This window comes from Paenibacillus sp. MMO-58, assembly GCF_037146255.1.
GTDB lineage: Bacteria > Bacillota > Bacilli > Paenibacillales > Paenibacillaceae > Pristimantibacillus.
Genome location: NZ_JBBCVY010000005.1, coordinates 1 through 17,765, shown reverse-complemented (window position 1 = coordinate 17,765; position 17,765 = coordinate 1). Strand labels below are relative to the sequence as shown.

The following is a 17,765-nucleotide window of genomic DNA, read 5'->3' as shown; positions in this document are numbered from 1 at the left end:
GTCTAATTTATTATTTAGATACCTGCGCCCAGATCATAAGGCGTTTGTTGGTATACATAATAGTTCAACCAGTTCGAGAACAGCAAGTTCGCATGGGAGCGCCATGTCGAATAAGGGAGTTTTTCCGGATTATCTCCCGGGAAATAGTTCTTCGGAAGCTCAATCTCCAGCCCTTTTGCTTTATCGCGGTCATACTCGTATTTCAGCGAAAGCGGATCGTATTCCGAATGCCCGCTGACGAAAATTTGCCTGCCGTCCTTGGAAGCTACAATATATACGCCCGATTCTTCGGACTCGGACAAAATCTCCAGATCCCCGATATTCTCGATATCCTCGCGGCGAACTTCGGTATGCCGGGACTGCGGCACAAAGAACATTTCGTCAAAGCCGCGAAGCAAGTTCACGTTCTGCTTCTCGGTTGTATGCGGGAACACGCCGAAAATCTTTTTGTCCAGTTCGTATTTCGGTACGCCGTAATGATGGTACAAGCCGGCCTGCGAGGCCCAACAGATATGGAAGGTCGAAGTCACCTGACGTCTGCTCCAATCCATAATGTCCTTCAGCTCTTCCCAGTAATTCACGTCCTCGAAGTTGAGATGCTCGACCGGAGCTCCAGTAATAACAAGACCGTCATAATACTGGTCCTTAATGTCATCGAAGGTTTTGTAGAACGATTCCAGATGCTCGTGCGACGTGTTCTTGGACGTATGGGTCTTCGGATGCAGCAATACAATCTCCACCTGCAGCGGCGTATTGCCAATCAGGCGAAGAAGCTGCGTTTCCGTCGTTTCCTTGGTCGGCATCAAGTTTAATATGGCAATCCGTAATGGACGGATGTCTTGATGGAAAGCGGTGCTTTCATCCATAACGAAAATGTTCTCATTGTTCAAAATCTCTTTGGCTGGTAAAGAATCAGGTACTTTAATCGGCATTGCGATTCACTCCTTTGCTTCGATATCGGCCTTCTCAACGCAAAAAGACCCTTTCTGCCGTGAGAAAAGGTCGTGCGCTCATCAAAAAAAAGAGCTCTCGCCTCCCTCATCTCTCAGAAACTAATGTTTCCGCAAGAATTAGCACCGTGCTTACGCCGGTTGCCGGGCTTCATCGGGCTAGTCCCTCCGCCTGCTCTTGATAAGAAAGTGGTTCTATTCGGTTGTCGAAATCCAATTCTATTCTTAACTTTAATGGATTCTGCCATTCGCGTCAAGGACGTTATTGACATATGCTGTAGAAGGCTTTTTCTGAAGGCGGTCGGCCTATTTTTCCGCTTGAATGTAAAGTGTATGGGGGAGTATACTAGACAAGGATTAAAAGCCGATTTTTCATGAAGAATAAAGGGTAAAGGAGTGCAAACAGACATGGAAGGCGATCGACCTAAGCCTGACAACAACCGAATACGGCAGCTGCCGGATCTATCGTTGCTCAAGCGGGCGTTTGCGTTCTAAGTCCGTTCTTTTGCTCGTTCATCCGGCAGCTCGTCACAAGAGAGGAGAAGCTCGGATGAAAATTCGTCATGTAAACAACGGGTTATTTACCCTGATCGAAGACATTAATGAAACGCTGGTTCCGGCAGCGGAAGGCTTCTATTGGATTGATGCCGACGTGGAAGACCTCGCGATCCTGCAGCCGCTGTTCGGCATGCATGATCTGGCCGTCGAAGACTGCCTGAGCGAAGAAGAGCAGCGTCCGAAAATCGAAATTTATGAAAACCAATATTTTATCGTAATTAACAGTATCCGGTTCGATGACGAGGAAATTTTCCTCCGTGCGCTGAATATTTTTCTAGGCCGTCATTATATTATTACGATTACGAAGCAAAAGCTGAACGAGCTGCGCACGCTGAAACCCGTTCTGTGGGAACAGGAAGTTAACCGGCCGGACTATTTCTTATACCATCTCGTCGACATCGTGGTCGACAATTACTTCCTCGTAGGCGACCGGATAGACAACCGGATCGAGATGCTGGAAGAAGATATATTAATGAATACGAAAAAAACGCATCTGAACGAAATCATCGGTCTTCGCGGCGAGATTTTGTGGCTGAAGAAAGTGCTTGGCCCGCAAAAGGACCTTATCGCCACGCTGAACAAGCGGGATTTGAAGCTGATCGATGACCAGCTGCAAAAGTACTTCAGCGACATCTACGAGAACGCCGTAAAAATCGCCGAGTCCTTCGATACGTACCGAGAGCTCATGGGCAACTTACGAGAAGCTTATCAGTCGACCATCTCCGCCCGGGCGAACGAAATCATGCGCGTGTTTACCGCGATGACCACGATCTTCATGCCGCTGACCTTTATTACCGGGATCTATGGAATGAACTTCGACTTTATTCCGGGAATGCATGTGCGAGGCGGATCGATTATCCTGCTTGGCATCATGCTCGCGTTGGGAGTAGGAATGCTTGTTGTGTTTAGGAAGAAAAAATGGTTATGAGGTGGAGCCGCCCTGGTGTTGGGGCGGTTTTTTGCTGTTCGCTTTGTGGCTCGGTTGGATGGGGCGATCGGGTCGGTCGGGTCGGTGTGCTCCGGGGACGGGGGAGATCTCCTTTCAGCCGCTGTTGTCTACACTTTGCCTGAACTGATGTTTCAAGGTTGCAAAGTGTAGACAAAGGCGGACGCTCCGCTCTTCAATGGAGATCTCCCCCTTACCCCTGCGCCCCTCCCCGACCGCCCACCGGGCTCCCAGCATCGCCGCCCAAACCCCCGGCGGCTTTGGGGTAGGGCCGAGAAGGAGGGCTCAGGTGCTGCGCACGAGCCCGAGTTAACAATACAATGAGCGTGATAAGATCCCTTGTGGGGTCTTATTGCATCGCCAACTGATCACTTTCGCCATTTTCACCCTGCTCACGCAGATGATAAGACCCTGGCAGGGTCTTATCACTACCGCTTCAACCCCCTAATAGCACAATAAGACCCTCGTAGGGTCTTATTGTGCTGCTCCAGAGAAAGAATACCTCTCGCGCCATATTAAGCTTCGTCGTACAAATTCGCCGACAGGTAGCGTTCGCCCGTATCGGGGAGAAGGACAACGATCGTTTTGTCCTTGTTCTCGGGGCGCTTGGCTAATTGGGAAGCCGCGAATGCCGCGGCGCCGGAAGAGATACCGACCAGCAAGCCTTCGCTGCGAGCCAGCATACGGGAAATGCGGTACGCGTCTTCGTTTTTGACCGTAATAATCTCGTCCACGACGGACGCGTTATAATTATCCGGCACAAAGCCCGCTCCAATCCCCTGGATCAGGTGAGGGCCTCTTTCGCCGCCCGATAACACCGCGGAGCTAAACGGCTCAACGGCAACAATCTTCACGTTTGGATTAAGCTCCTTCAAGCGTTCGCCTACGCCGGAGATCGTGCCGCCCGTACCTACGCCGGCAACAAAGATGTCCACCTGTCCGTCGGTATCGCGCCAGATTTCCTCCGCCGTTGTTGCTTTATGAATCTCGGGGTTCGCGGGATTGCTGAATTGCATCGGTATGTAGGAGCCTGGAATTTGAGCAGCAAGTTCATCGGCTTTACGGATTGCGCCCGACATGCCCTCGGATGCCGGCGTAAGCACAAGCTCCGCGCCAAGCGCCTCCAGCAGCTTGCGGCGTTCGATACTGAACGACTCCGGCAAAATAATAATTAACCGGTAGCCCAAAGCCGCCGCCGCAAAAGCCAGCGCGATGCCGGTATTGCCGCTTGTAGGCTCAATAATAACGGATCCCGGAACAAGCTTGCCTTTTTCCTCCGCATCCTTAATCATCGCGAAACCAATTCGGTCCTTCACGCTGCCAGCCGGATTGAAATACTCCAGCTTGGCGATAACTTTCGCAAGCGAATCCTGACTCTTATTGTAATGAGTAAGCTCGAGCAATGGTGTGTTGCCGATCAGCTCAGTCAAATTACTGTAAATGCGTGGCATTCATAATCGCACCTTTCTATATTGGATCACTACCCATTATAGCATTTGCTGCGGAAGCCTGCTTATGCCATCTCTTCCTCTGCCGCTTCGCGCGCGCCTTTTTCCAAATTCACCTTCCACAATAGAACGATTCCGATTATAAAAAAAGCAATCAGAGACAAGATCGCGACCCGGCTCGAACCGGTGACGGTCCCAACCACGGAGAAGACAAACGGACCCGCAAAGGAGGAGAACTTGCTCGACAGCGCCAAAAAGCCAAAAAACTCGCCGGTCCGCGAAGGCGGCACCAGATTGGCATAGATCGAACGGGCCACCGCCTGGCTCCCGCCCTGGACAAGGCCAACCATGATGGCAAGCGCATAGAAATGAATGGCGCTGGTCATAAAGAAACCAAGGCAGACGATAAGGACATAGATCAGCAAGGAATAGTACAGCATGCGCTTCGACCCGAAACGTCCGGCCAGCCTGCCGAACAGGATCGTGCACGGCCACCCGACAAACTGCGTAATCAGCAGCGCAATAATCAGATCGCTTGTCTCAATGCCGATGCCCGCTCCGTAAATCGTTGCCATAACGATAACCGTATTGATCCCATCGTTGAAAAACCAGAATGAAGCCATATATTTCAAAAGCTCGGGATATCGCTTAATAACCGAAAAGGTTTTCCCAATCCGGACAAAGCCCGCCCGAATGATTTCACTTTTGCCAAGATGGCCGGTTTGCTTCCTGGTTTCCTTCATCCAGCGAAGAATCGGAATGGAGAACAGCAGCCACCAAATCCCCACCGTAATAAAGACCATTTGAGTAGCAAAGGTTTTGCTTGGGAAGCCCAGCTTCTCCCAGCCTTCAATCATGATAACGTTAATAAGCAGCAGCAGGCCGCCTCCGGCATAACCGTAAGCATAACCCTGCGAGCTGACGCGGTCTCTTAACTCCTGCGGTACGCCATCCGCCAGCATCGCGTCATAGAAGGTATTTCCTCCGGAGAAGCCTATGGAGCCTAGCACCATCAAGCTTGAGGCCAGCAGCCAATCTCCCTCCCCGGCAAACGCCATAAATACGCAGGACAAGACGCCAAGCAGCATAAATACCGACAGAAATCTCAGCTTGGAGCCCGTATAATCGGCAATAGCCCCAAGAATCGGCGAAAACACGGCCACCAGCAGCATTGCAATGCTTTGGGTATAACCCCAATAGGTCTCGGCCCGGTTGCCCGCCAGATGAACGCCTGCGACATCGGAATAATAAACCGGCAGCACCGCTGCCATCATCGTTGTGGCAAAGGCGGAGTTTGCCCAGTCGTACATTTTCCAGCCACGCAATGCTCTATGATCCAGAACAAACGCCCCCCGTTTTAGGTTATTGGCCATACTTCAGCAATAGTTCGACGATCCCCCATTTATTCCTTTTAAAATGAATAGCCATACAAAAAATTAACATGAGCCGTTTGCGGTGATCATGCTTCGAAAGCATCTTCTTAAGAATTTTTGAAGCTTGACCGTTTTTTTGCTGTAATCACCCATTTGCTTTATAATAAATAGTGATCTTGTTCGAGGGGGAATTGAATTGAATATTAGCCAGCTTGAAACGCTCCTCACCATATCCAAGACGATGAGCTTCCGCAAAGCCGGCGAGCTGCTGAATTTGACACAGCCGGCCGTCTCTGCACAAATCAAGACGCTGGAGGACGAATTCAAGACAGTTCTCATCGATCGCAATCAGCCTGTTACCCTGACCGACCACGGAAAAGTTTTTCTGGAGCACGCGGAGAGAATACTTGCGGTTGTTGAAGAATTAAAGCAGAAGCTGTCCGATCTGAATGCGATACCTCAAGGCCATATCGTACTTGGAACCACCTCATCCATGGCCATTCAGATATTGCCCCGGGTGTTATCTTATTTTCAGGACCAGTACCCGCTTATCAAAACGACGATCCACACGATGCCATCCTCGCAAGTTCTGGCCAGCGTAGAGAACGGCTCCGTCGATATGGGCATTACTTACATATCGGAAAAAAATCCGAACATGGACACATCCATTCTTTATTACGATTCCTTTGTCCTCGTTGCTTCTCCCGCTCATCCATTAAGCCAAGTGGCACATACTACGATAGATATGGTCAAGGACTTCCCCTTTATCATGCTTGCGCCTGACACGTTGGGCCGCCGTTCCCTGGATCAAATCTTCAAGAAGAACAATATCCAGCCGAATATTATTATGGAGCTGTCGAGCAGCGAAGAAGTAAAACGAATGGTTGAAATAAATCTTGGCATTGCCGTCGTTTCCAAACTGTCTATTGCCAATGAGTTGAAGCTTGGCTCACTAAAGATCATCAAAGTGGCAGAGCTTGAGCCAGAGCACCCGGTAGCTGTCGTCTATAAATCCGGCAGATATTTAAATACAGCCATGCAGCAGTTTTTAAGCGACTTAAAAGGCATGCCTGAGCAATCATTTCTTGGCAGCGAGTAAACCAAACTTACGAATCATTTCGTTTTTAGGAGGAGCTCATTATGAAATTCGATTTGCACACTCATCACGAACGTTGCGGCCACGCCGACGGCATGATCGAAGATTATATTATTGCCGCACTTGACGCTGGCCTCCAAGTTATTGGTATTTCCGACCATTCGCCTTATTTCGGGAGCGAACAGGACCAGCCTTTTCCCGGCATCGCTATGGCCCGAAGCGATTTCCAGAGTTATGTAGACGAGATTCTTCGCCTCAAGGAAAAATATAAGGACCGCATTGAAGTACTCCTGGGCATGGAGTCGGATTTCTTCCCGCAGCATGCCGATACTTATCGGGATGCTTACCGCAATATCCCGTTTGACTATTTGATTGGTTCGGTCCATCAGGTCAGCGGAGTAAGCATCTTTAACCGCAACCGCTGGAAAGGCTTGTCCGATGAGAAGCAAATTTCGGAAAAAGTCGCTTATTACGAGCTGATTCAGCAATCCGCCCGCAGCGGTATGTTTGACATATTAGGCCATATCGATGCGATGAAGGGCTATTACCCGGCCTTCTCCGACATTCCGGCTAATGACGTTATTGACGATACGCTCCGTGTTATCGCCAACTGCGACGTTGCCATTGAAATCAATACGTCTGGCGGCACTAAGGATGTTGGCGGCTGGTACCCTTCCGATGCGATTCTCGAGAGAGCGCTTCATTTTGGAGTAAACGTCACGTTTGGCTCCGACGCTCATAAACCAAGCCGTATAGGAGAGGATTTCGAGCTGGTGCGCAAGCGCCTGAAGGAAATCGGCTTCTCGCAATGGGTCTTCTACCGCAAGCGCCGGCAAATCATCGTTCCGTTGTAATAATAGAAATTCCGGCTTTGCCACCTGGCAGAGCCTTTTTTGTTTTGTGCTTTTCCGTTTCCGGACAAAAAAAGTGGACCTGTGCGCTCACAGGTCCAAAATCGATATATTAAAAGGGGGTCTTGTTTATTATAATAGCCTAATAATATGTTTGTACCGTAACAGGACTATTTCAATTGTGTAACAATTTCAGGTAGGAGATGACAAACGGATGTGGCTGGCAATCGCAGCCGGCAGCGCCTTGTCGCAGCAGGCTCCATACTCGTCTACAAGGAAAAGCTGAACCGTGCCCAATGGGCCGCTTTTATTTTGACGATCGCCGGGCTTACCATCATCCGGATTTGACCGTTATGTCTAACAACGCGAAAAGCACCCCGGAGTCTGCCCGCGCAGAAACCTGAGGTGCTTTTCCTTATTCGTCTTATTTCAGCAAAGCGTCGATCGAAAAATCTCCGGCGCCCGTGAAGGCTACGCCAAGAAGAACGGCAATTAGAACCAGGTTGTACTCGTAACCGTTTTGAGTAACCCAAAGGCCGTTAGCGCCATGCACCTTCGCAATCGCAACAATCATGGTAAGGATCAGCAATGCCGCTCCCACTTCCACCCAAAGCCCCGCTCCAAACAGTACGCCGCCCAATACCTCGAACAAACCCGCACCGGCTGCCATCAATACGCCAGGCTTCATTCCGATCGATTCCAGCCATCCGCCAGTGCCTTTCAGACCGTATCCGCCGAACCAGCCAAACAGCTTCTGCGCGCCGTGTCCAATCATTAATAAACCAATGATAACCCGTATAATCAATAATCCTGTATCTATCATAATAGTACCTCTCCCTTTATCTCTTCTCGTTTGTAGAGCGGCCGCTCTCTTTGATGCACTTATCATAATGTATGTTACTTACTTTAGTCAAGTAAATAAATAAAAAATAGCAAATACCCAAATTTGGCTATACTAACGAACTTACTTTTCCTTAGAACATATGCTACAATATAGGTAGAAAAAGGGGTGATCGCGTTGGATTATTCAACTATGTGCCCAAAGTATGAAGCTGCGGCCGACATTCTAGGTAAGAAATGGACAGGGCTTATCATCCGGGTTATGCTTGGCGGACCGAAACGGTTCAAGGAAATTAAAGAGCAGATCCCCGAGATGAGCGACAAAATGTTAACGGATCGGATGAAGGAACTAGAGAGTCAGAGCATCGTGAAACGAACTGTCTATCCTGAAATGCCTGTTCGAATCGAATATGAGTTAACGCCGAAGGGTCGCGAGCTCCAGCCCGTAATCGAATCGATTCAAAGCTGGGGCGAGCAATGGATGTAAAGCTGTACAACAAAAAAAGCTGTGCTGGACTAAGGATGTCTCTATCCTGTCCCGCGCAGCTTTTTTGCGTGAGTTGACTTTCACCGCTAACTCCATTACTATATTGATAATAGTTATCATTATCAAGTAAGAGCAAGAAAAAGCCCCCCGCTGTGCGGAGGGCGTCCATCTTAACCAAGCCATTTTTTGAACAATTGTTTGGTCGTATCACGGTTGATTGCAGCGATTGAAGTCGTAAGCGGAATGCCTTTCGGGCAAGAACGCACGCAGTTTTGCGAGTTGCCGCATCCTTCGATACCGCCGTCTTCCATCAGCGTCTCCAGACGTTCAGCCTTGTTCATTTCACCCGTAGGGTGAACGTTGAAGAGGCGGACCTGGGAGATCGCTTGCGGGCCGATAAAGCTGTTGCGATCGTTAACGTTCGGGCAAGCTTCCATACAAACGCCGCAAGTCATGCACTTGGACAGCTCGTATGCCCATTGGCGCTTCTCTTCAGCCAGACGAGGGCCAGGGCCCAGATCATACGTGCCGTCGATCGGAATCCATGCTTTAACCCGTTTCAGCGCGTTGAACATGCGCTCGCGGTTAATAACAAGGTCACGCACGACAGGGAATGTGCGCATCGGCTCGAGGCGAATCGGCTGCTCCAGCTTATCGATCAGCGCGCTGCAGGCCTGACGAGGCTTGCCGTTGATGACCATCGAGCAGGCACCGCACACTTCCTCAAGGCAGTTGGATTCCCAGCATACCGGAGCCGTGTTTGCACCATCCGATTTTTTCGGATTACGCTGAATTTCCATCAAGCCGCTGATAACGTTCATGTTGGCGCGGTAAGGAATCTCAAACTCTTCGGTATAAGGTGCGGAGTCCGGACCGTCTTGACGGGTAATAACGAATTTTACGGTTTTCGTTGCTGTCGTTTGAGCCATTGTTATTCTCCTTTCTTCTTGTTGGCTGTATAGTCGCGTTTACGCGGTTTGATGAGGGAAGTATCAACATCCTCATACGAGATTTGCGGACCTTCAGGCGTCCAGGTTGCTTTTGTTGTTTTGAGGAAGGCCTCGTCATTACGGTCCGGGAAGTCCGGCTTGTAATGCGCGCCGCGGCTTTCGTCACGGAGCAAAGCACCCAGAGTCATCGCTTCGGACAGCTCAAGCATGTTCCACAGCTGACGCGTGAACGCTACACTGGAGTTGTTCCATTTGAGCGAGTCGTTGATATTGATGTTTTGGTAACGTTGCTTCAGCTCTTTGATCTTATCGATCGTTTGCTGCAGCTTGTCATTGAAGCGTACAACCGTCATATTGGTTGTCATCCACTCGCCAAGCTCTTTGTGGATTACGTAAGCATTCTCGGTACCGTTCATGCCGAGGATCTTGTTGTACTTGTCTTCATGGCGTTTCTTCTCGCGGTCGAATACCGAAGAGGAAATGTCTTCAGACGATTTCTTAAGGCCTTTAATGTATTCAACGGCTTTAGGACCGGCAACCATACCGCCAAAGATAGCGGACAGGAGCGAGTTCGCGCCAAGACGGTTCGCGCCGTGGTATTGGTATTCGCATTCGCCTGCAGCGAACAGACCAGGGATGTTCGTCATTTGGTTATAGTCAACCCACATGCCGCCCATCGAATAGTGAACCGCAGGGAAGATTTTCATTGGAATTTTACGCGGATCGTCGCCCATGAACTTCTCGTAAATCTCGATGATGCCGCCAAGCTTAACGTCAAGCTCCTTCGGATCTTTGTGCGACAGGTCAAGGTAAACCATGTTCTCTCCGTTGATGCCAAGCTTCTCGTCAACGCAGACGCTGAAGATTTCGCGAGTAGCGATATCGCGCGGAACAAGGTTACCGTACGCAGGGTATTTCTCTTCAAGGAAGTACCAAGGCTTACCGTCTTTGTACGTCCAGATCCGGCCGCCTTCTCCGCGAGCCGATTCGGACATCAAGCGCAGCTTGTCGTCGCCTGGAATAGCTGTCGGATGGATTTGAATAAATTCGCCGTTTGCGTAATGAACGCCTTGCTGGTATGCAGCAGAAGCCGCAGTACCCGTATTGATAACGGAGTTCGTTGTTTTACCGAAGATGATACCAGGACCGCCGGATGCGAGAATAACGGCGTCGCCGACGAAAGTATGTACTTCCATCGTACGCAGGCTTTGTGCCGAAACACCGCGGCAGATGCCTTCGTCATCCAGTATGGCGCCAAGGAATTCCCAATGCTCGTATTTCGTTACGAGACCGGCTGCTTCCCAGCGGCGAACTTGCTCGTCCAGTGCGTACAGCAGCTGTTGGCCGGTAGTTGCGCCCGCGAATGCCGTACGGTGATATTGCGTGCCGCCGAAACGACGGAAGTCAAGCAGTCCTTCTGGCGTACGTGAGAACATAACGCCCATGCGGTCCATCAAGTGGATAATGCCAGGCGCAGCTTCGCACATTGCTTTTACCGGAGGCTGATTCGCGAGGAAGTCGCCGCCGTATACGGTATCGTCAAAATGCTCCCAAGGGGAGTCGCCTTCACCTTTTGTATTAACAGCGCCGTTAATGCCGCCTTGCGCGCAAACGGAATGGGAACGTTTCACCGGCACGAGGGAGAACAGATCCACATGCACGCCCGCTTCCGCCGCTTTAACGGTTGCCATAAGGCCCGCAAGACCGCCGCCAACGACGATAATTTTATTTTTAGCCATAACGTTTCGCTCCTTGTCTAAATACTACTAACCGATATTGGTCAATGCCAATGCGGCACTTGCCGTTTCCTTGAACTCGTCGCCCATAAACGCTACGAGGGACAGGATGAACAGCGCAGCTACAAGCACAAAGATTACCATGCAGATATTCGCCGAAACCCGTTGAGCTTTCGGAGATACCGTAATACCCCAGCTGATCAGGAACGCCCATAGGCCGTTGCTGAAGTGGAATACGGCAGCCAGAATACCGATGAGGTACAGAATGAACAAAGCAGGGCTAGTTGCAATATTATGCATGGTCGAGCCAAGCTCTTCATGCGTTACATTGCCAAGCGCTACCTGCACGCGAGTCTCGAATACGTGCCAGATAATAAAGATAAACGTGATTACCCCTGTAATACGCTGCAACGTAAATGCCCAGTTACGCTCATATTTGAAACGTCCCGAGTTGAGGTTCGACTGATAAGCCATATACAAACCGTAAACACCGTGGAACAAAATCGGCAGATAGATGCCGAAGATCTCGAGCAGCGTTACGACAGGCAGGCCGTTAATAAAGTTAACCGCTCTGGTGAAGCCTTCCGGCCCCCGCTCATACGCCTGAAAATTGGCCAGGGCGTGCACGATGATAAACATGCCCAGCGGAATCACCCCAAGCAAAGAGTGAAGCTTGCGCCAGTAGTACGAATTTCCTTTCATTAATACTTCTCCTTTCCAGACTGTGGTCGCTCCATGACATTTTTTACTGTTGACAAACCATTCTACATTGTACCCCCGGCTTTTAAGTCCGTCAACAAAAGTCGACACCATTTGCGAAAGTTTCATTTCCCGACTTTTATTGCAATGGGGTCCCCGCAAAGTACTAGGATTGAACATTGAAGCTTGCGCTTCACTTTTTGGGCGTTATTAAAATTGTGAACGTTCCGTGTATGCCACCCTTTTAATCCTACTCCTTTTGAGCTTATAATGGAATTGCATATTTATTATAATTTATTATAACCAATTCACATAAGCGATCGAGGAGACCAAAATGATTGAAGAATTTCATATGTTTGCTGCCATCGTGGAACATTCCAGCATGAATAAAGCAGCTAGCCTGCTTAATTTGTCTCAGCCGGCCTTGTCCCGCAAAATAGCAAAGCTTGAAGAAGAAATAGGCGCCAAGCTGTTCGAACGCGTAGGCAAGCGACTTGAGCTGACCCGCGTCGGTCAATTGACTTACGAGTATGCCGTGAACCTTCGCAAGCTGCACCGTCGTTACATGGATTCCGTTGCAGAGTACACCGCTGCGGGACGAACCTCCATTACGATAGGGGCAAGCTTAACGACGCTTCAAACCACATTGCCCGATTTCATCAAAACGCTAAACGCCAGTCATCCGGAATTCGATATCAAGGCCGTAACCGGCAAAACCCACGAGATTGTCACGCTTGTACGAGACAATAAAGCGGATATCGCCATCGTCGCTTCCATGATTGAAGATTCCCAGCTTCACTGCGTGCCGCTGTTTGACGATCATCTGCTGCTTGTTATCCCGACCAGCGTAACCGTTACGCATGAGGAGCCACTTTCAATAGAAGATTTAAACGGGCTGCCGATGATTTTGTTCTCCAAAGGCACATGGTACCGCAAGCTGACCGACGAAGTATTCGCCAAATACCATCTTCAGCCCGATGTCCGGATGGAGATCGATTCCTTCGAGGCGATTGTCCGTCTTCTTCATACCTGCCGCGCGGCAACCCTGCTCCCGCATTCCTATATGCGCAAGCAGTTGCTCGCCGACAACGAGCTTGTCGTTGTCCCAATCCGTGAGCTGGAAGAAACCAAGCGAACGACTTGTCTCATCCACAATGACCCTTCCGATTTACATCCGGCGGTTCGGCGGTGGATTGCGGAGTTGGGTCAGTAAAGAGGTTGCTCTTGTCTTTCGCTCTTGTTCTCTTGTTCTCTTGTGCTTTTCACTCTTTTCGCTCTTCTCGCTCCCGCAAGGGAGGACAGTGTTGGCGCTTTTTAGCGCTTCACTGTCCTTTTTCATTCCCTCGCAGGGGGAATGGATGGGTGCGGCGCGAGGTGGGAAAGGGGTATCTCTGGAGGAGCGCAGCGTTCGCCTTTGTCACTTCCTTTGCTACCCCTATGTAAACCCTATTCAGTGCAAAGGAATGACAACAGCGGCCGTAAGAGATACCCCGTCCCGCCGAGCCATCCCGCCCCATCCATTCCCCACCTCAGCCAGCGAGCCAACAAAAAGGACAATGAACGCTAACGGCGCCCACTGTCCTTATCATCACCTGATTATGGTTTCTTCAAACTGTTCAATCTGGTCGTTTGTTCCGATTACGACCATAACGTCCTTTTCCGTCACCACATCCGTCGCCGTAGGAGCAATAATAATACCGGAAGGCTTGTTAATGGCTACGATGCTGCATCCGAATCTGGCACGCAAATTCATATCTTGAAGCGACTTGCCGTTCAGGCATTTCGGCACCGAAAGCTCGGCAATGGTATACTCCTTCGACAGCTCGATATAATCAAGCAGATTCGGGGAGACAAGCTGATGGGCGACCCGGATGCCCATATCCCGTTCCGGATAAATAACGCGGTCGACGCCAATTTTCTCCAGCACGCGTCCATGCAGCTCGCTCATTGCTTTGGCTACAACCCGCTTCACGCCCAAATCCTTCAATAATATAGTCGTCAGTATGCTGGCCTGAATGTCATCGCCAATCGCCACGACTCCGCAGTCAAAATTACGAACGCCAAGTGATCGCAGCGTCTCTTCGTCCGTGCAATCCGCCGACACCGTATAGGTCAGCACATTGCTCATCTCCTGAACGGCTTCCTCATCCCGGTCGATTCCCAGCACCTCGTAGCCCAGCTTAATGAGTTCTCTTCCAAGACTGGAGCCGAACCTCCCCAAGCCTACGATCACAAATTGATTGTTCTTCATTCTTGCTCTCTATTCCCCTATCCAATCGTAATTTTGCCTTCCGGGTACCGGTACAGCTCTTTCTCTGTTTTTGGTCCAAGCGCGTAAGCAAGCGTCAGAGGACCAAGCCGGCCGGCGAACATCGTTAACGCAATGACTATTTTGCCGAAAAACGTCAGCTCGGGCGTAATGCCCGTCGTAAGGCCAACAGTGCCAAACGCCGACGTTGTTTCGAATAAAATTTTCAGGAACTGCTGGTCTTCCGTTGTGGACAGCAGCATCGTTACAAATATAACCAGCGTGAGCGACAGCATCGTAATCGTTAGCGCCTTGAAGATCCGGTCCTTTCCAAGCCTGTAATGGAAAAGAACGATATCTTCCCTCCCGCGGATCATCGCGATAACCGCCCCGACCATCGTGGTAAAGGTTGTTGTCTTGATTCCTCCGCCTGTAGAGCCCGGCGAAGCGCCTATAAACATCAGAATAACGGTGAAAAAGACGGTAGCCTGCCGAAGCTGGGTATAATCCAGCGTATTGGCCCCTGCTGTTCTTGGCGTAACGGACTGGAAGAAGGAAGCCAGAATCTTTTCGCCCCAATTGAGTGATCCCATCGTATTGCTGTTCGAAAACTCGAAAATAAAGATAACAAGGGCACCAACGGCAATCAGGATGCCGGTTGTCGAGAGGACAACCTTGCTGTGCAGCGAGAGCCGTTTGTTTTTCCGGTACTCCAGCAAATCCGCCATTACAATAAAGCCTAATCCGCCAAAAATAATGAGCAGCATCGACACGATATTAACGAGCGGGTCGCCTACATACATCGTTAAGCTGCGGAAATGGCCGAAGATATCAAAGCCTGCGTTGTTAAAGAAGGAGATAGAATGGAAAACACCGTACCAAACCGCTCGCCCCAACGGCATATCAAACGCAAACCGAACGGCGAACAGAATAGCGCCAACCAGCTCAATCGTTAAAGAGTAGAAAATAACCCTTCGAATTAACCGGACGATCCCTTCCATACTCGTCTGATTCATGGCTTCCTGCAAAATGAGCCGTTCCTTAAGCGAAATCCTCTTGCGCAGCACCAACGCAATCAGCGTGGCCATTGTCATAAAGCCTAATCCGCCAATTTGAATAAGCGAGAGGATGATAATTTTGCCAAAGGTAGAGAAGTATGTACCCGTATCGACAACAACAAGGCCGGTCACGCAGGTCGCAGAGGTTGCCGTAAACAACGCATCGATAAAGGGCAGGCGCGAGCCATCGCTTGAGGCGAAGGGCATCGACAGCAGCACGGCTCCAATCACGATAATCATGGCAAAACCAAAGACAAGAATCCTTGGCGGCGACCATTTCAGAATATTGAGATAGTTGGACATTCTTGTCTCCTTTTAATGGATCTTTCAACATTTGGGCATAAAAAAAAGCACGGGAACTCCCATGCTAGATGAGTCCTGTTCCACACAGCCTACGAGGTTAGCTGACGGATTCGGGCCTGGAAAGGCAGCCCTATTCAAGCGGAATGCTCGAAATTCACCCCATGCTGTCGGATTGCTCCGGACAGCGGTTTGGTTCCCCCGTTTTCAAAAACGAAACTCGGCTGATACGATTCGATTAATATGACGTTTACGATTATACGCCTAAACGACGGAAACGATCAAAATGAACTTAAGCGATAATTAAGCGGAATTCGCTCAAAAACGGGCAATGCTATAAAGCAAAGGGTTACTTACTGGCTGCAAGTCCTTATTTCATCGCTTTCCGTTGCCATACTCCACTTTCGCCTGCATTGGATAAATCAGGTTAATAGTGGTATTGTTACTGTAGCGAAGCATCGTCTGAATTCGAAATGGAGGTTTTGTATGATCCCTTCCATCGCTCCTCATGATTGGAAAAGATTCCTGTGGGCTGCTGTCGCAGGCGCAATTATTTTCATCTTTACCCAGTTCGGCCCTGCAGCCGGGGACCAGCTGTTCTCAAGCTCAACACCTGAAGTTATTGCAAAAAGCGAAGCCGAGTCAACCGCTAAGAAGTTCGTTCAGGAACATTTCGGCAAAACAGCCGTAGCCGCCCATACGATTTATCAGACCGACAGTCTGGCAAACGGTTATTTCTCCAAGGAAGAGCTGCTAGGAAAGTTCGAAGATAAATATGACGCCAAGTTCCCGACCGATACGTTCCAGGTCAATCTGGATCTGGAGGACGGGACAAAAGCTTATGTCTACGTACATATGACTAACGGCAGTATTACAGGCTGGCATTGGCTTGGCGGTCAATCTGCCGGCAATGCTCAATCGGTTCAAACGTCAGCGAAGGCTTTTGCCGAAACGAAAGGGTTCCGGTCGGAAGAATTGGACAGCATATACATCAATGACCAAGGAGACGCTGTGCTGCATCCTACCGGTTATACGCTTGGAGACGCTTCTCTTGAGCTGATTATAGGAGTAGGCCTTGTTGATGATAAAGCAGTGATCACCAGATACAAGCCAGCTTTCCAAGCACCGGCCGATTACGTCTCTTACGTGGAAGGCCAGAAAAAGACGGGCAGCGCGCTGTCTGTTGTCAGCCTGGCGTACATGTGCTTCATCTCCCTGGTTTTATCGCTTATTTACGCGATTTTGTACAGAGGGCACACGACCTTTAAACGCGGGATATTTATCAGCCTGGTGTTTATCGTATTCTACATTTATAACAATCTCAATGTTCTCGACGGTATCATGGCAACCTTTGGCGAGCAGAGCCGGTCGGATGCCGAGATGAAAGCTACCGTCATGATTACCGTCGTGCTGCTGATTCCGGTTGGTCTTGCCGTTTATTTCGCCTTAGTCGCCGGTGACGGGATGTGGCGCTCGCAAAAACGTCCCTTATGGCCGGGATTCCGCGAGCGAGGCTATGGCGAGCATGTCTGGCGCAGCGTTGGCCTTTCCTATCTCTTTGCAGCTATTATCCTTGGGGCGCAAGCGATCATTATGGTCGCCATGAAGTTCCTTGCAGGATCCTGGGCAACCAGCGATGCTACGCAGTCGCCTTACAATACGGATATGCTGTGGCTTATGCCGATGATGGCCTGGTGCGCAGCCATTTCAGAAGAAGCGATATTCCGGTTGTTCGGCATTGCTCTATTCAAGAAGTGGTTCAAAAATACGTTTATCGCTACGCTTATTCCGACGATCATGTGGGCGCTGGGACATGTCGGCTATCCGATCTTCCCGTTCTATACCCGTATCGTGGAGCTTGTTATCCTGGGAACGGTATTTTGTCTTATTTTCCTCCGCTATGGCTTTATTACGGCCGTGTTCACTCACGCAATCCTGGACAGCCTTATTATGAGCTTTGAGCTGGTCAGCGTTGGAGGAGGCGTGAATATAACCGCCGCGCTGATCTATGCGATTCTGCCTGTTATCGTTGCATGGGTTATCAAGTACTGGCATAAACGGCGCTTTATACAGGCCTGATCGGACTGTTCATAAAAAAGGAAGGCATCCTCGCCTAAACTGGACCCCATAGACTGAACACTTGAAAAAAAGTGTTTAGGCTGTGGGGTCCTTTTTGTATACTGGTATGGGCATCTAAGGAGGTTATCATGAGTAAGAAACTTTTC

16 protein-coding genes and 2 riboswitches are annotated in these 17,765 nt (G+C 49.8%); of the genes, 7 read left to right on the top strand and 9 right to left on the bottom strand.

Translation table 11 applies throughout. The annotated features are described in order from the left end of the window. Positions 1 to 14: 14 nt before the first annotated feature. Positions 15 to 932: a homoserine O-acetyltransferase MetA gene (metA, locus tag WFJ73_RS16085; RefSeq protein WP_336774040.1), complete on the bottom strand. Its 918-nt coding sequence runs from the start codon at positions 930 to 932 to the stop codon at positions 15 to 17. Positions 933 to 1,035: 103 nt separating this feature from the next. Beyond that, positions 1,036 to 1,138: riboswitch (SAM riboswitch) on the bottom strand. Positions 1,139 to 1,500: 362 nt separating this feature from the next. On the opposite strand from metA, the gene corA reads away from it, so the two are divergent. Next, positions 1,501 to 2,436: a magnesium/cobalt transporter CorA gene (corA, locus tag WFJ73_RS16080; RefSeq protein ID WP_127493099.1), complete on the top strand. Its 936-nt coding sequence runs from the start codon at positions 1,501 to 1,503 to the stop codon at positions 2,434 to 2,436. A gap of 533 nt (positions 2,437 to 2,969) precedes the next feature. On the opposite strand, the gene cysK is transcribed toward corA, so the two are convergent. Next, positions 2,970 to 3,905, bottom strand: coding sequence for a cysteine synthase A (gene cysK / locus WFJ73_RS16075; protein ID WP_336774039.1), 936 nt, complete (start codon positions 3,903 to 3,905; stop codon positions 2,970 to 2,972). A 62-nt stretch (positions 3,906 to 3,967) separates the two neighbouring features. Further along, on the bottom strand, positions 3,968 to 5,227 hold the full coding sequence (locus tag WFJ73_RS16070; RefSeq protein WP_336774038.1) for an MFS transporter: 1,260 nt from the start codon (positions 5,225 to 5,227) through the stop codon (positions 3,968 to 3,970). Positions 5,228 to 5,471: 244 nt separating this feature from the next. Here WFJ73_RS16070 and WFJ73_RS16065 point away from each other — a divergent pair, with 244 nt between their 5' ends. The 3 genes from WFJ73_RS16065 (at position 5,472) to WFJ73_RS16055 (ending at position 7,570) form a co-directional block, all read left to right on the top strand. Then, positions 5,472 to 6,374 (top strand): LysR family transcriptional regulator, encoded by a 903-nt coding sequence (locus tag WFJ73_RS16065; RefSeq protein WP_336774037.1) that lies wholly within the window; start codon positions 5,472 to 5,474, stop codon positions 6,372 to 6,374. Positions 6,375 to 6,415: 41 nt separating this feature from the next. Further along, positions 6,416 to 7,225, top strand: a complete 810-nt coding sequence (locus WFJ73_RS16060) for a histidinol-phosphatase (protein WP_336774036.1) — start codon at positions 6,416 to 6,418, stop codon at positions 7,223 to 7,225. A gap of 213 nt (positions 7,226 to 7,438) precedes the next feature. Further along, positions 7,439 to 7,570 carry a hypothetical protein gene (locus WFJ73_RS16055; RefSeq protein ID WP_336774035.1) on the top strand — a complete coding sequence of 44 codons (132 nt, stop codon included), beginning with the start codon at positions 7,439 to 7,441 and terminating at the stop codon, positions 7,568 to 7,570. 76 nt (positions 7,571 to 7,646) lie between these two features. Here WFJ73_RS16055 and WFJ73_RS16050 read toward each other — a convergent pair whose 3' ends face one another. Continuing rightward, positions 7,647 to 8,045, bottom strand: a complete 399-nt coding sequence (locus WFJ73_RS16050) for a DoxX family protein (RefSeq protein ID WP_336774034.1) — start codon at positions 8,043 to 8,045, stop codon at positions 7,647 to 7,649. 195 nt (positions 8,046 to 8,240) lie between these two features. Here WFJ73_RS16050 and WFJ73_RS16045 point away from each other — a divergent pair, with 195 nt between their 5' ends. Continuing rightward, positions 8,241 to 8,549 (top strand): winged helix-turn-helix transcriptional regulator, encoded by a 309-nt coding sequence (locus tag WFJ73_RS16045; RefSeq protein WP_336774033.1) that lies wholly within the window; start codon positions 8,241 to 8,243, stop codon positions 8,547 to 8,549. 170 nt (positions 8,550 to 8,719) lie between these two features. On the opposite strand, the gene sdhB is transcribed toward WFJ73_RS16045, so the two are convergent. From sdhB to WFJ73_RS16030, 3 genes are read right to left on the bottom strand one after another with little or no spacing between them, the layout of a single operon-like run. After that, complete coding sequence (gene sdhB, locus WFJ73_RS16040; protein ID WP_201008007.1) at positions 8,720 to 9,478, bottom strand: succinate dehydrogenase iron-sulfur subunit; 759 nt, start codon at positions 9,476 to 9,478, stop codon at positions 8,720 to 8,722. A gap of 2 nt (positions 9,479 to 9,480) precedes the next feature. Next, the gene (sdhA, locus tag WFJ73_RS16035) at positions 9,481 to 11,238 is read right to left on the bottom strand and encodes a succinate dehydrogenase flavoprotein subunit (RefSeq protein ID WP_336774032.1); all 1,758 of its coding nucleotides are present in this window, start codon (positions 11,236 to 11,238) and stop codon (positions 9,481 to 9,483) included. A 27-nt stretch (positions 11,239 to 11,265) separates the two neighbouring features. Beyond that, entirely contained in the window at positions 11,266 to 11,937 is a 672-nt protein-coding gene (locus tag WFJ73_RS16030; RefSeq protein ID WP_336774031.1) for a succinate dehydrogenase cytochrome b558 subunit, read from the bottom strand. Positions 11,938 to 12,268: 331 nt separating this feature from the next. Between WFJ73_RS16030 and WFJ73_RS16025 the strand changes: the two genes are divergently transcribed. Further along, positions 12,269 to 13,147, top strand: a complete 879-nt coding sequence (locus tag WFJ73_RS16025; RefSeq protein WP_336774030.1) for a LysR family transcriptional regulator — start codon at positions 12,269 to 12,271, stop codon at positions 13,145 to 13,147. Positions 13,148 to 13,522: 375 nt separating this feature from the next. Here WFJ73_RS16025 and WFJ73_RS16020 read toward each other — a convergent pair whose 3' ends face one another. Next, complete coding sequence (locus WFJ73_RS16020; protein ID WP_015846363.1) at positions 13,523 to 14,185, bottom strand: potassium channel family protein; 663 nt, start codon at positions 14,183 to 14,185, stop codon at positions 13,523 to 13,525. A 17-nt stretch (positions 14,186 to 14,202) separates the two neighbouring features. Continuing rightward, positions 14,203 to 15,543, bottom strand: coding sequence for a TrkH family potassium uptake protein (locus WFJ73_RS16015; RefSeq protein ID WP_336774029.1), 1,341 nt, complete (start codon positions 15,541 to 15,543; stop codon positions 14,203 to 14,205). Positions 15,544 to 15,614: 71 nt separating this feature from the next. Further along, positions 15,615 to 15,776: riboswitch (cyclic di-AMP (ydaO/yuaA leader) on the bottom strand. A gap of 250 nt (positions 15,777 to 16,026) precedes the next feature. Between WFJ73_RS16015 and WFJ73_RS16010 the strand changes: the two genes are divergently transcribed. Continuing rightward, positions 16,027 to 17,619, top strand: coding sequence for a CPBP family intramembrane glutamic endopeptidase (locus WFJ73_RS16010; RefSeq protein WP_336774028.1), 1,593 nt, complete (start codon positions 16,027 to 16,029; stop codon positions 17,617 to 17,619). Positions 17,620 to 17,765: the final 146 nt, after the last annotated feature.

Coding starts and splice junctions, on each gene's coding strand:
- metA (WP_336774040.1), bottom strand. CDS start 932: ATGCCGATTAAAGTACCTGATTCTTTACCAGCCAAAGAGATTTTGAAC.
- corA (WP_127493099.1), top strand. CDS start 1,501: ATGAAAATTCGTCATGTAAACAACGGGTTATTTACCCTGATCGAAGAC.
- cysK (WP_336774039.1), bottom strand. CDS start 3,905: ATGCCACGCATTTACAGTAATTTGACTGAGCTGATCGGCAACACACCA.
- WFJ73_RS16060 (WP_336774036.1), top strand. CDS start 6,416: ATGAAATTCGATTTGCACACTCATCACGAACGTTGCGGCCACGCCGAC.
- WFJ73_RS16050 (WP_336774034.1), bottom strand. CDS start 8,045: ATGATAGATACAGGATTATTGATTATACGGGTTATCATTGGTTTATTA.
- sdhB (WP_201008007.1), bottom strand. CDS start 9,478: ATGGCTCAAACGACAGCAACGAAAACCGTAAAATTCGTTATTACCCGT.
- sdhA (WP_336774032.1), bottom strand. CDS start 11,238: ATGGCTAAAAATAAAATTATCGTCGTTGGCGGCGGTCTTGCGGGCCTT.
- WFJ73_RS16030 (WP_336774031.1), bottom strand. CDS start 11,937: ATGAAAGGAAATTCGTACTACTGGCGCAAGCTTCACTCTTTGCTTGGG.
- WFJ73_RS16025 (WP_336774030.1), top strand. CDS start 12,269: ATGATTGAAGAATTTCATATGTTTGCTGCCATCGTGGAACATTCCAGC.
- WFJ73_RS16020 (WP_015846363.1), bottom strand. CDS start 14,185: ATGAAGAACAATCAATTTGTGATCGTAGGCTTGGGGAGGTTCGGCTCC.
- WFJ73_RS16015 (WP_336774029.1), bottom strand. CDS start 15,543: ATGTCCAACTATCTCAATATTCTGAAATGGTCGCCGCCAAGGATTCTT.
- WFJ73_RS16010 (WP_336774028.1), top strand. CDS start 16,027: ATGATCCCTTCCATCGCTCCTCATGATTGGAAAAGATTCCTGTGGGCT.